Below are 13,224 nucleotides of genomic sequence, written 5' to 3'. Positions count from 1 at the left end.
TGGGTCGACGCGGCCAAGGTGTTACCGGTCATCGAGGGAACGGTCATCCGCCTGGAGGTCGAGCACCTGCCCAGCGGCGCGACCCCGAAGCCGGTGTGGCTGTGGTGGTCCGGCGTCGACGCCACCGCCGACGATGTCGATCGGCTCTGGCAGACGTTCCTGCGCCGCTTCGACATCGAGCACACGTTCCGCCTGTTCAAGCAGACCCTCGGCTGGACCTGCCCGAAGATCCGCACCCCGCAGGCCGCCGACCGATGGACCTGGCTGATCCTGGCCGCCTACACGCAGCTGCGTCTGGCCCGCGCCCTGGCCGTCGATCTGCGCCGGCCCTGGGAAAAACCGGCACCACCACAGCGTCTGTCACCCGCCCGCGTCCGCCGAGGATTTCGGCACCTCCGCGCCAAAGCCACCTGCCCGGCCAGCGCACCGAAATCATCCCGGCCAGGACCAGGGCGGCCAATCGGCCGCCGCAACAGCCACCCCACCCCACGCCACGACGTCCACACCGCTTCCGGCGCGACCAGCACCTCGACAGGCAAGGCGAAAACGAAACCGAAGACGACCCGCAAACCACGCCCAAGCCAAACAGGTTAAAGATCAAGTTAGTCCCGGCGCCGCGGCGGCGGCCGGTGAACCAGATCGACATCGACGCCAGCACCCGCCTGTTCATCGCCATCGGCGCCCCAGCCCCGCGACCGCAACCGCAACAACACCCATCGGCGCGACAAGGCCGAACTGTGGAAGCGGTCCACGAACGTCCGTGGATGTCCACCGCCACTCGCGCCCGTCGTCACCCAACAGTCACCCACCCCTCCTTGACGGACAGTCCGATCAAGCCCAGGGAGAAGAAGGAAGGGCGCGTGGATTTGCTGGGATCATGCTGCGCATGCGGGACGAAAACCTCGTGGGACTGTGGGACAGTTGGGTCGCACACGTTTCGTGGTCCGCATGGACACACCGCCCTTGGGTGAATCGCCGGTCACCGGCCTGCACTTGGACGAGAGCGTCGAGTGCTCTCGCCGCTTCGCGCTCCTGGCTCGGAAAGTCGATCCCACCGGTCCCTGGGGCCATCCGGTAGTCAGACGTTGGAGCGGAACTGCGAGCCGTGATCGGCTCACCAGCGGGAACAGCGTTCGACACCTGATCACACGGCGTCTCAAGCTGCCAGGGCTGCTCACCGGTGCGGTGACCACAATCGATCACCGGGTTGGTCACGCAGTCCGGGACTGGGGACGACCCCACGTGTCGTTCACTCCGTACCCCGGCACGTTCCCGACGCTGCGCGACCAGCACATCCGGATGCCGGTTGTTCGCGTTGAGCCACCGCAGATACGCGTGCAACTCCCACCGTCGCCCTCCCCACCGGACTATGATTCGGCCCCGGGCCCCCAAAATCCTCGGAGAAGACGCATGAGCGATGTGAGCATCGGCACCGGCAAAGTGGTCGTGAACAGGGCGATGTCGCTGGACGGGTTCATCGCCGGTCCTGGCCACGCGATGGACTGGATCTTCGAGTACCTGACTGCGGATACGTTCCCAGAGGTTATGGCGGCCACGGGTGCCATGCTCATCGGCCGGGGCACGTACGAGGTCGCCAAGCGTATGGCCGACCAGGACACCCCCTACGACGGGGGAGGACAGTTCGTCCTCACCCACGAGCCTCCCGGCGAGCCGGACCCTACCGTCACGTTCCTCACCTGTGACATCGAGGAAGCCGTTGCCACGGCACGCAGCGCCGCGGGCGGCAAGAACCTGGAGATTCTCGGCGCTGACGTGGCCGCCCAGTGCCTGCAGCGCGGGCTCGTCGACGAGATCCTGGTGTATGTCCTACCGGTGCTGCTCGGCGACGGCGTCCGCTTCTCGCCCCCAAGCCTCGACAGGATCGACCTGGAACCTTTCAGCAACACCCAGTCGGGCGCCGTCACAATGCTCCGGTTCCGCGTGCGAAAGTAGGCGCAGCCCTCCAGCAGTTGACACCAGCACGCAGCGGACACCCTGACGTCTAGTGCCCTGACCAGAAACGTTGACGGTGTTGGTCAGGCCGCCCGACATGCTGCGCCTACCGGTTGTGGGGATGGTACGAGTTCGGGCGGGTCAAGCCGTTCCCGGACAGCCCCAACTTCGAAGCGCTGATGTTGGACCTCGCCGATCTGCGAGGAGCGACTCCGTCGCTGCCGGGTGCCGAGCCGAAGGTTCATGGCACCGGGTCACCGCTGTCCCAGCTTTGCCGAGGCTTCGGAGGCCTGGAAACGCGACCCAGACGCTCTGGAAGGCTGCATACGGCACTCCCAGAGCCGTCATGGTCGGCGCGCGATTCACTAGCCGATGAAGAGTAGCCGGTTCGGTGAGTTCGTGCCGGGGTTGGTCACGACGTTCTGGGTGGCGGTGTTGACGAGGTAGTCGCGTACCTGCTGCGGGGTGAAGCTCGGGTTGAGCGCCTTGACCAGTGCTGCGGCACCGGCGACGTGCGGAGACGCCATCGAGGTGCCGCTCTTGACGCTGGTCGTGGTGTCCGAGCCGATCCCCGCTGAGGTGATGTTGCTGCCGGGCGCGAAGATGTCCAGGCACTTGCCGATGTTCGAGAAGCCCGACCGGGCATCGGTGTCGGTGGTGGAGCCGACCGTGATTGCGTTGGGCGTGCGGGCTGGGGAGCCGCCGCAGGCGTCGGAGCCGTAGAGGTTGCCAGCGGCGACCGCGTAGGTGACCCCGTCGGCGATGGAGTTGGTCACCGCGGCATCCATCGGCTTGCTGGTTGAGCCGCCCAGCGAGATGTTCGCCACGGCCGCGTCCGTGGTGTGGTCACTGGTCACCCAGTCGATGCCGGCGATGATGCCTGCCGTGGTGCCGCCGCCGGTGCAGCTCATGACACGTACCGCTACCAGGGTGACCGCTTTGGCGACGCCGTGGGCGGTGCCGCCGACGGTCCCGGCGACGTGGGTGCCGTGGCCGTGGCAGTCGGTGGCGTTGTTGTCGTTGTCGATGGTGTCGATGCCGGAGATCGCGCGGCCACCGAAGTCGACGTGGGTGAGGTTGATGCCGGTGTCGATGATGTATGCCTTCACTCCCGCGCCGGCGCTGGTGGGGAACGTGTAGGCGTTGTCCAGCGGGCGTGCCCGCTGGTCGATGCGGTCGAGGCCCCAGGAGGGGACGGGCGTCTGCGTGTCCGTGAGCGACACCGTCTGGTTCTGCTCGACGTAGTCGACGTCGGGGTGGGCGGCGAGCTGGCGTGCCGCCCGTTCGGGCAGCTTGACCTCGAAGCCGCGCAGGGCCGCGCTGTAGATGTGCCCGACGGTTCCGCCGTATCGGCTCGCCAGGCCCCTGGCCCGGCTGGGAACCGCGCTGGGGGCGACCGCTGAATCGCGCAGCACGACGATGTACGAGCCGCGCACGGCGGTGCCGTTACCGGCGGACAGGATGGTGCCTTCGGCGGGAGCTGAGTGGGCGGGCGTGCCGAAGGCAATCGCTGCGGCAACCGTCGCGAAGGTGGCTGTGAGGCCGAGCCAGCGGCTTCGCGTACCGATAGGTGCGCCTGGTGACCAAGGGGATGTCCTACAAGCAGATCGCCGACCGGCTCGGGCTGTCCTCATGGGGTTCCTCTTCTCTAGCGTCCGCGTGGACGGTGGTGGCGTCGCGGCAGGGCGCACCGCGATGGTCATTAGGAAGAGAACTATCGATCCCGGCGGGTTTTGAAGTGTTTGTGACCGCCAGCGGTATTCAACGGTATTCAGGCGGCATATTCAGGCAGGTGATGCTGGTGGGGCGGCTCCACACCGGAGCCGACCCCACCATTGCGTGTTCAGCAGTTGGGGTCGCGCTGGGCCGGGACGGCGACCGCGTTCCACGCAGCCTTGGTCGCGTTGTACAAAGCGCAGGTCGGGTCGAGGGCCTTGGCGGCCTTGAGGGTCCCGGTGCGGTAGGTCAGGTACGAGCTCTTCGAGTTCTTCATCAGCATCGCGGTGTAGAGAATCTTGATGGCGTTCTGGATGCCGACGCCGGTGGGGAGGGTGCTGCCGTTGCAGGTCGGGCTGACCGGCTGGCCATTGGTCGGGTTGGAGCCCTCGGCGAGCAGGTAGAACCAGTGGTTGCCCACACCGGCGTGCTTGTGCTCCTCATAGAATTTGCCGTCGTAGCAGTTGGGGTCGTTGTTGACCAGCGACGGGTTGTACATGTTGCGGATCGGGAGTCCGTTGCCCCGCAGGTCGACGTCACCGACGAGGTAGTCGGTGGCGCCGAGCAGGTAGGCCTCGGCGGCCGCGCCGAAGGCGTCGGCGACGAACTCCGACGTGCCGATGGTCGAGATGTCGCCGCCGGTGGTGTAGTCGACGCCGTGGCCGAGCTCGTGGGCGACGACGTCGATGTCGCCGATCCACTGGCCGGCGGTGTTGTATCCGATCTGGATCTGGACACCGTGCTGGTAGAACGCGTTGCGCCCCTGGAATCCGACGCGGATCGGGACGGCGCCGCCGGTGCCGTCCATGCCGGAGCGGCCGAGCCACTGTGACAGCATCCGCATCATGCCCTGGGCGCCGTAGAGGGCGTCGACGCAGCCGGTCTCGAGGTCGGTGCCGATCCCGTTGCCCCACACGTCGTCGGGCCCGGTCCAGGTGATGTCGGTGTAGGACTGCTGGCACGGCATGTTCCTGATACCGGGCGTGTTCATGCTGTAAGTGCCGCCGGAAACCGTGGTGTTCAGCGGGACGGTGCCGTTCCAGCCGGAGTTGCCGGTGCCGTAGTGGACATGCTCCTGACGGTGCAGGACCGCGCCGGTCAGCGCGTCCACCTGGACGGTAAGGCTGCTGTAGCCCTCGGCGCCGATCCCGGTCACCGTGGACTCCCACGCAAGGCGGGCGGTGTCGTCGATGACGTCGACGACCAGCTGCGTGCCTTCGATTTTGCTCACCGACGTCAGCTGGCTCTTGGCGACCGCTTCGGCGGCCCGCTTGCTCAGCTTCGGCGTGATCGAGAGCTCGCCGATGCTCGCCTCCTGCGCGACCGAGTCATCGATGAGCTGATCGTTGCGATCGGCAACGAGCACGAAGTCGCCGCCCACGACCTTGAGGCCCTTATAGGTCCGGTCGTACGCCAGGAACCGCAGGCCAGCGGCCTCGGTCACCGAACGCTGAACGAACTTGTCGTGCGCGCTGGCGTGCAGGAAGGCCGCCTTGCTGGCCAGTGCTGCCGCCGGAGTGTGCGCCGGGGCGGGTTTGGCGTGGGCGGGGGCGGTGAACGCGGTGACGACACCGCAGATGGTGAGCACGGCACCGACTGCCAGCGCACGTTTGCCTGATTGCATTTTCTTCCTTTCCGGTACAGGGATGTGCGTTCCTCCGGGTGGTGAGCATCTCGGTGTAGGCGTGGCCGAAGGCTTCGCCCTTGGGCACCTGGATGTGGTGGGACTGCGCCCGCGGTGAACGGCCGGTTGGTTCCACGCCGTGATGGCCGATTGGGGGAGACGTTATCGACCTGCCCGAATTTTTCGACTGCTTTCGGCGACGGGTGGTATTCAACGGTATTCAGCCGCCCTATTCAGGCAGGTGACGCTGGCGCCCTGTTCTGGCAGAGGATCTTCGATGGCCTCTCGCGGTGAAGCGCGTCCACAGGTGAGGAACGCCAGCGTGACGGCGGTTGGTATCAACGGCACATCGGTCCGGCGGGCTGAGCCGTATTCACCGTATTCATGAGGCTGACCAGCCCGAACGTGCCGCGGGAAGGTCCCGCGATGGCATCGATGCTCTTGACCTGGTGAATGGCCTGGTCGACCCTTCGAGCACCGGACGAGATCCGCCCGCGAATCGGCCGTACGGCCGACCCTGCTGATTTGCGGAGAGGAGACCGATGCGAATCCTCGCCCCCCTCCCGAACGTCTCCGCCCCGGGCAGGGTGGGCCTGATCGGCTGGTCAACCCCCTTTGCCGTGCCACACCGCTGCCTGATCCATGGCGGTGTGGCACGCCCACCCGAGGAGTGAGAATGACGTTCACGCGTCTACTGCCCAGACTGGCGGTCACCGCGGCCCTCGCCGTGGTGACCGCGACCACCGCCACTGCTCAAGCCGCCCAGGCCGGGCCGGTTGGCGAGATCCTGTACGCCAATGACCCGGCGGCGGTCGCCGGTTCGTACATCGTCATGCTGAACGACTCGGTCGGCGCGAACTCGGTTGCCGCCACCGCCGGGGGCCTCGCCGCCCGGTACGGCGGGTCCGTCAAGCGGACCTACCACAACGCGGTGCGTGGCTTCTCCGCGCACATGTCGGCGACCGCTGCCGCCCGGCTCGCGGCGAACCCGGCCGTGGCGTACGTGGAGCAGGACCGCACCGTGTCGGTGGCGGGCACCCAGTCGCCCACCGCGTCGTGGGGCCTGGACCGCATCGACCAACGGTCCCTGCCGCTCGACAACTCCTACACCTACGCCAACAACGGGTCGGGGGTGAAGGCGTACATCCTCGACACCGGCATCAACTTCAGCCACACCGACTTCGGCGGCCGCGCCATCTCCGGCATCGACACCCAGGACAACGACAACGACGCGAGTGACTGCCACGGTCACGGCACACATGTCGCCGGCACCGTCGGCGGCACCTCTTACGGCGTCGCCAAGGGGGTCACGCTCGTCGGGGTGCGGGTCATCGGCTGCAACGGGTCGGGCACCTACGCGGGCGTCATCGCCGGCGTCGACTGGGTCACCGCCGACCACGCCGCCGGTGCCCGCGCCGTGGCGAACATGAGCCTCGCCGGCCCGTACGACGCGGGGCTGAACGACGCGGTCGCGCGTGCGATCAACGACGGCGTGGTCTTCGCCGTCGCCGCCGCCAACAGCAGCGCCGACGCCTGCTCATTCTCCCCGGCCAACGTCCCGGCGGCGATCACGGTTGGTGCGATTACGAACACCGATACGCGCGCGTCGTACTCCAACTACGGGTACTGCGTGGACATTTTCGCGCCGGGCAGCGGGATCACGTCGGCGTGGATCGGCTCGAACACCGCGACCAATACCGTCAACGGGACGTCGATGGCGGCGCCGCACGTGGCTGGTGCGGCCGCGCTGGTGCTGGCCGCGAACCCGGGTTTCACCCCACAACAGGTACGCGACAAGCTCGTCGTCAACACCGCCACCTACAACGCGATCCCCGACCCCGGCCCCGGGTCACCGAACCGGCTGCTCTACGTCGGCAGCGTTCAGCCGCCTTCGCAGGACTTCTCCATGGCGGTCAACCCGGGTTCCGGCAACACCGGCATCGGGGGCTCGCTCACGGCAACCGTCAGCACCACCACGACGGTCGGCAGCGCCGGCCCGGTGACCCTCGCGGTAGCCGGTGGCCTTCCCGCCGGGGCAACGGCCAGCTTCAGCCCAGCGACGGTCACCTCGGGCGGCAGCTCGACGATGACCATCACGACCTCGGCGTCGACCGCGCCGGGCACCTACCCGGTCACCCTCATGGGTACCGGCTCCTACCACACACAGAACGCGACTTTTACCCTGACCGTGAACGCGGCACCCGGCTGCTCGCAAACCAACGGGACCGACGTGGCGATCATCGACGGCGGCAGGAAGGCCCAGGAGAGCCTGGTCACCGTCTCCGGCTGCGCCGGGACGGTGGGGTCGAGCACGGTCGAGGTGCATATCAAGCACGGTTACATCAGTGACCTGATCGTCACCCTGGTCTCGCCGAACCGCACCTCATACGTCCTGCACAACCGCTCAGGTGTATCCGGCGTCAACATCGACAAGGTCTACACCGTCAATCTGGCGGGCCAGACCGCGAACGGCACCTGGAAGCTGACCGCGCGTGACGCCGCGGCTCAAGGCACCACCGGCTACATCGACAGCTGGACCCTCAACCTCGGCACCTGACCGAGGTGAATAACCACCGGTAAGCCGCACAGCGCTGGTGGGCGAGGCGATGCTGCCAAAGCACCCCGCCCACCAGCACCGCGCCACCCGCAACACGACCCAAACCACAGGCAGCCAACGCAACGGATCCACGGTTCCCGACCACCGCGACCGGAGACCTTCCCCGCGGCCGGCAAAGCGTGGACGCCGTCACATGTCGCCCACCAGTTACGCGTTCGGCCCGGCACCCGCACCGCTCAACTCCACGTGAGCTGTGCCCACACCTTCCCCCCTCAAGGAGGCTCTCATGCGACGGTATGTCGCAACCCTCATCACCGTGCTCGCCGTCGGTGCGGCCGCCGTCCTAGCCGGCCCGGCGTCGAGCGCGCCGCTGCTGGAGCCGTCCAGCTCCGACTCGGCGCAGTACGTCGTGTCCGGCCCCCGGACCTTCAACGACGCCGACGCGGTGGCCCGGACCGGTGCCGCGATCGACTCGATCGAGCACGGCAGGGTCTACATCACCGCGACCCTGGCCGAGGTCAAGCAGATCACCAAGCTCGGCTTCACGGCGACCCGGCTGACCGCCCCGGCGCGGGTCGCGCCGGACGGGGTCAACGCGTTCGACTTCCCGTCGGGCGACTCGCTGTACCACAACTACGCCGAGACCAACGCTGAGATCAACAAGATCGTGGCGGACCACCCGGCGATCGCCTCGAAGTTCACCATCGGCAACTCGTACGAGGGCCGGGCGATCTACGGCCTGAAGATCTCCGACAACGTCGGCACGGACGAGAACGAGCCGGAGGTGCTGTTCAACGCGAACCAGCACGCCCGGGAGCACCTCACCGTGGAGCAGGCGCTCTACCTGGCGAATCTGTTCACCGACTCGTACGGCAGCGACTCGCGGATCACCGGCCTTGTGAACAGCCGCGAGTTCTGGATCATCCCGATGATCAACCCGGACGGTGCCGAATACGATGTCGCGTCCGGCACGTACCAGATGTGGCGCAAGAACCGACAGCCCAATGGGTCGTCGAGGAAGAACATCGGCACCGACCTCAACCGCAACTGGGGCTACCAGTGGGGCTGCTGCAACGGCTCCAGCAGCACCACCTCGTCCGAGACCTACCGTGGGGCGGCGCCGTTCTCGGCGCCGGAAACCCAGCACCTGCGGGACTTCGTGCTGAGCCGCCGCGTCGGCGGGGTACAGCAGATCAAGGTCAACGTCGATCTCCACTCGTACTCGGAACTGATCCTGTGGCCGTACGGGTACAAGAAGGCGGACACCGGCACCGACATGTCGGTGGACCAGAACAACGTGTTCAAGACCATCGGCAACCAGATGGCCGCGACCAACGGCTACACCGCCAAACAGGCCAGCGACCTGTACATCGCCGACGGCATTCTCAACGACTGGATGTTCTACGACCAGGGCATCTTCTCCTACACCTTCGAGCTCTACCCCATCTGGTGCTGCACCGGTGGTGACTTCTACCCGCCCGACGAGCAGATCGCCCCGCAGACCACCCGTAACAGGGAGGCCATGCTGATCCTCTCGGAGTACGCGGACTGCGTGTACCGGGCGATCGGCAAGGAGGCGCAGTACTGCCCCGCCGGCACGCCATGACCACCAACTGGACGGACACGTCGAGACCGGGACGGGCTCGTCAGCCAACGCCAGCGGCCGTCACCCGGAGGCTGAATATGGCAATGCCGCGGGACCTCGCCCACGGGAACAGCGCGTCCTCAGCCGACTACGTCCCCGATCGACGTTGTCCACGGCGGTGGCACCTCGGTGATGTTCACCCAGGTCAGTGAACCGAACCCCTCCCCTACGGCGGCTGCTTGTCGGGGAGACCTGGAAATCTATGCATAAGGGCATCAGCCTCATGATCAAGTTGTCTTGATCATGAGGCTGACCTATTTGGATGGAGCTGGTTTCGGGGTTTCGGAGTCATACGAATATCCCGCTGGTGGGGCGATACCGGGATCGCCAGTGACCTCTTCGGTGTGAACGCGGATGAGCGCCACCGTTGGACGCTCTTGAGTGCCACTTTCCCGTCCCCTGTAGTCCGTCGGCGTCCGGCCTCGTGCTCCTCGATCGTCACTCAGATGGTCACCCATGGCTGTCCGGCACCGCATCGGCCACCCGATCATCCACAACCGCGGGCGTCGTGACTGATCGGTTGCCGTAGTGCCGATTGGCTATCCGATCGGGAAGACGGATGCGTGGCTGCGCCGACACTGCCAGCAGGCAACGCCGCAGACGAGGGCCGCAGTAGGAGGATGAGAGTGGCCGGGCAGACATCCCGGCCAGGTGGTGTCGCCCTCATCGAACTCCTTTTCCTGCAGCAGGTCGGCCATCTCGACGACCGCCAACTCCAGGTCGCGGGTTGGAGGCAGGCTGCCCAGGATGCCCTCCTGCGCCTGCCCCCGCCTGCCGAAGCGCACGTGTAAGGCGTCGACGGCGTCCAGGTACACGCCCATCGGCTCGATGACGGCACCCCGCCGGGCGAAGTCCTGCGCCACCCGGCGCACCGCGCGCTCGTAACACTCCAGTGCGCCGAGCAGCAGCTCGTCGTCCTCGTCGCCGCTTGGCACCGGGCCAGGCTAATGCACCTTGTGGTCAGAAACGACCGGCCGGAATCAGACGTTGAAGTGGAACGTAGAGCCGCTGTCCCGCCACCAGCGGGGACGGTCGGCGACACCTGCTCACGGGCGTCTCGGGCTGCCATCGTTGACGGCTGGCTGACGACGTCTGACAGTGTCTTGTGCCCCCTTTGTGCCCCCCACACTGCCAGGCTGCGGCAACGCTCCGGTCGCGTGCGCCCAGCCACCCCGCGAACGGCCCAGGGGCGTGATCGGCCAGCTCGGCTCGACTCCGCCCGGCGATTCCTTCTGCCGAGGGCCAGGTCGAGCCGCCTCGTCGCCCCTGCGGGTGGCCACGATGTCTCCGGTGAGACACGGCCTAGCATCGCCGGAATGTCGATCACTCCTCGGCGGTGCCGGATCCTGATGCTCGCGGCGGCGGCCGTGTTCCTCGCGGTCGCCCTCGTCATCCGCGCGACCGCCGGCGGCGGCCTCGAACAGCACTCCGGCACCGCCCTGTACGGGTCCATGGTCTGGGCCGGGGTGCTGTTCGTCCGGCCGGGCACGGCGCCGCTGCCGGCGGGCGCGGTGGCGATCGCCTTCTGCTGGGCGGTCGAGGTGTCGCAGCTGACCGGCATCCCGGCGGCGCTGTCGGCGCGCAGCCTGGTGGCCCGGCTCGTGCTCGGCGTCCAGTTCGACCCGGTCGATCTCGCCTGGTACCCCGTCGGGGTGCTGCCGCTGGTGGCGCTGGCGCAGGTCGTGCGCCACACCCGCTGGCGGCGCGCGGACTGAACGGTCGGCGCCGATAATCGGGGGCGCCGGGAGGCCCGCCCGGCCTATCGTGGCACGGTGCTGATCAGACGCGAGACCCCCGCCGACATCGACGCCGTCCGGGCGGTGCACCTGGCCGCCTTCGCCGATCCCGACAAGCCGGACGCCGTACCGGTGGAGGCCGGGCTGGTGGACGCGCTGCGGGCGGACGCCGGGTGGCTGCCCGCCTTCTCCCTCGTCGCGGCCGACGACGACGGGCAGGTCGTGGGGCACGTGGTGTGCACCCGGGGCCGGGTGGCCGGCGAGCCGGTCGCGCTGGGGCTGGGGCCGCTCGGCGTGCTGCCGGCCTGGCAGCGGCGCGGGGTCGGCTCCGCGCTGATGCACGCGGTGCTCGGCGCGGCCGACGCGCTCGACGAGCCGCTGGTGGTGCTCCTCGGCCACCCCGACTACTACCCCCGCTTCGGGTTCGGCCCGGCCGTCGACCTCGGCGTCACCCCGCCGCAGCCGTGGGGGCCGCAATACTTCATGGCGCGTCCGATGAGCGCCTGGCGGCCGTCGATCCGGGGCGAGTTCACCTACGCCCGCCCCTTCGACGACTTGTAGGCGGCCCCGACGGCCTTTGCCTCCTGTCGATCGTCGGGCATGATTGGCGGATGGGAGAGGTGTTACCGATGCCGAGCTTCGGTGACCTGTTCACCGACCTGCGCGGCAGCGACCGGACGATGCGGGTGAGCTGGCATCCCGAGCGGGGCGCCGTGGTGCTGTCCCTGTGGTCGGGCACGGTGTGCCGGGGGTCCTTCCGGCTGGCCGCCGCCGACCTGCCGAGGCTGCTGTCGCTGCTCACCGACATCACCGCCCCCGCCCCGGACGGGCCCGCGCAGGGCGCCGCACCGGCCCGCCCCCGTGCCGCCTCGGCCGTGGAGCAGACCGGCGAGATCGATCGGCCCGCCTCCCGCGGCCTGCTCCCGATCGTCGCTGCCCCGCGCGTCGCCTGACAGCTCCGCACGCCTCCACGTCACTCGCCCTGTCGGCTGGCGTGGTGGTCGAGTCTTCGCCGGTGGTGGGATTGGCGGGCGCGGGCTCGGGACGTTCGTCGTGGGCGGCGCCCTCCACTACGCGGGGCGGTCCTGCCGGGGTGGAACCGCCCGGTAGGTTTCGCAGGCCAGGTTGACGAGTTCGGTGAGGTGGGCGGGTGGGTCGTCCTTCCACCAGGCCAACCAGACCGGTATCGGCTGGGCGTCGCGGACGGCGCGGTACGCCACCCCGGGCCGGGGGTTCTGGTTGGCGGTGGCCTCGGAGGTGATGCCGACCGCCTGGCCGGCGGCGATGAGGGTGAGCCACTCGTCGACGCCGTGGGTGGTGCGGATGGTCGCGGGTTCGGCGCCCGGCTGGAACAGGGCGGGTGTGGTGGTGCCGGTTCGGCTGTCGATGGCGACGGGGTATCTGGCCAGGTCGGCGGTGCGTACCGATCGTCGCCGGGCCAGCGGGTTGTCGGTGGCCACGGCGGCGTAGCGGGTCTCCACGCCGAGCAGTGCGGTGTCGAAGCGGGGATCGGCCAGGTGCCGGCGGATCACGGCGACGTCGGCGGTGCCCTCGCTGAGCCCGGCGGTCGGGGTGTTGGACTGGACGAACACCAGCGGCACCTGGGGGTGGGCGGCGGCCCAGGTCTTCTGCAGTCGTCTGGTGTGTTTGCCCAGCGCCGCCCAGGCGTAGCCGACGCGCAGCTCGGTGCGGGATTCCTCGACGATCCGTCGCAGGTGGGCGACCTCGTCGAGCACCCGGCGCGCGGCGGCGACGACGCGGGTGCCGGTGCCGGTGAGCGAGACGTGCCGGGTCGTTCGCTGGAGCAGGCGAGCGCCGAGCGCCGCCTCCAGGGCGCTGACGGAACGCGAGACCGCCGCTTGGGAGACCCCCAGGACGGCCGCCGCGTCGGTGAAGGTTCCGGCGTCGACCACCGCGACGAGCGTGCGGAGCTGACGCAGCTGCACATCCATACGCCGAGCGTATAACTCCGGCGGCTGGTGCATTTCTGGTA

The 13,224-nt window shown here is 68.3% G+C and carries 9 protein-coding genes and 3 pseudogenes; 7 read left to right on the top strand and 5 right to left on the bottom strand.

Annotated elements, in window-relative coordinates:
- Positions 1-594 (top strand): annotated as a pseudogene (locus tag ABT006_RS31860) (NF041680 family putative transposase); the annotation flags it as partial.
- A gap of 617 nt (positions 595-1,211) precedes the next feature.
- On the opposite strand, the pseudogene ABT006_RS35195 reads toward ABT006_RS31860, so the two are convergent.
- A pseudogene (locus tag ABT006_RS35195) lies at positions 1,212-1,344 on the bottom strand (IS630 family transposase); the annotation flags it as partial.
- A 66-nt stretch (positions 1,345-1,410) separates the two neighbouring features.
- Here ABT006_RS35195 and ABT006_RS31855 point away from each other — a divergent pair.
- Positions 1,411-1,953, top strand: coding sequence for a dihydrofolate reductase family protein (locus tag ABT006_RS31855; RefSeq protein ID WP_350712183.1), 543 nt, complete (start codon positions 1,411-1,413; stop codon positions 1,951-1,953).
- A gap of 368 nt (positions 1,954-2,321) precedes the next feature.
- On the opposite strand, the pseudogene ABT006_RS31850 reads toward ABT006_RS31855, so the two are convergent.
- Together ABT006_RS31850 and ABT006_RS31845 are read right to left on the bottom strand one after the other, a co-directional pair.
- Positions 2,322-3,521 (bottom strand): annotated as a pseudogene (locus ABT006_RS31850) (S8 family peptidase); the annotation flags it as partial.
- 275 nt (positions 3,522-3,796) lie between these two features.
- Positions 3,797-5,293: a M4 family metallopeptidase gene (locus tag ABT006_RS31845; protein ID WP_350712182.1), complete on the bottom strand. Its 1,497-nt coding sequence runs from the start codon at positions 5,291-5,293 to the stop codon at positions 3,797-3,799.
- 676 nt (positions 5,294-5,969) lie between these two features.
- On the opposite strand from ABT006_RS31845, the gene ABT006_RS31840 reads away from it, so the two are divergent.
- Positions 5,970-7,850, top strand: coding sequence for a S8 family peptidase (locus tag ABT006_RS31840; protein WP_350712181.1), 1,881 nt, complete (start codon positions 5,970-5,972; stop codon positions 7,848-7,850).
- A 286-nt stretch (positions 7,851-8,136) separates the two neighbouring features.
- Positions 8,137-9,456: a M14 family metallopeptidase gene (locus ABT006_RS31835; protein ID WP_350712180.1), complete on the top strand. Its 1,320-nt coding sequence runs from the start codon at positions 8,137-8,139 to the stop codon at positions 9,454-9,456.
- 578 nt (positions 9,457-10,034) lie between these two features.
- On the opposite strand, the gene ABT006_RS31830 is transcribed toward ABT006_RS31835, so the two are convergent.
- Positions 10,035-10,430, bottom strand: coding sequence for a hypothetical protein (locus ABT006_RS31830; RefSeq protein ID WP_350712179.1), 396 nt, complete (start codon positions 10,428-10,430; stop codon positions 10,035-10,037).
- A 381-nt stretch (positions 10,431-10,811) separates the two neighbouring features.
- Between ABT006_RS31830 and ABT006_RS31825 the strand changes: the two genes are divergently transcribed.
- From ABT006_RS31825 to ABT006_RS31815, 3 genes are all read left to right on the top strand, one after another.
- Positions 10,812-11,210, top strand: coding sequence for a ribosomal maturation YjgA family protein (locus tag ABT006_RS31825; protein ID WP_350712178.1), 399 nt, complete (start codon positions 10,812-10,814; stop codon positions 11,208-11,210).
- A gap of 57 nt (positions 11,211-11,267) precedes the next feature.
- Complete coding sequence (locus ABT006_RS31820) at positions 11,268-11,792, top strand: GNAT family N-acetyltransferase (RefSeq protein ID WP_350712177.1); 525 nt, start codon at positions 11,268-11,270, stop codon at positions 11,790-11,792.
- Positions 11,793-11,860: 68 nt separating this feature from the next.
- A complete protein-coding gene (locus ABT006_RS31815) occupies positions 11,861-12,184 on the top strand; it encodes a hypothetical protein (RefSeq protein ID WP_350712176.1) in 324 nt (107 codons plus the stop codon).
- Positions 12,185-12,301: 117 nt separating this feature from the next.
- Here the strand turns inward: ABT006_RS31815 and ABT006_RS31810 are convergent, their stop codons facing one another.
- Entirely contained in the window at positions 12,302-13,183 is an 882-nt protein-coding gene (locus ABT006_RS31810; RefSeq protein WP_350712175.1) for a LysR family transcriptional regulator, read from the bottom strand.
- Positions 13,184-13,224 lie beyond the last annotated feature (41 nt).

Source organism: Micromonospora sp. NPDC002717 (assembly GCF_040295705.1).
Lineage (GTDB): Bacteria > Actinomycetota > Actinomycetes > Mycobacteriales > Micromonosporaceae > Micromonospora.
This window is presented reverse-complemented; position numbering and strand designations above follow the sequence as displayed.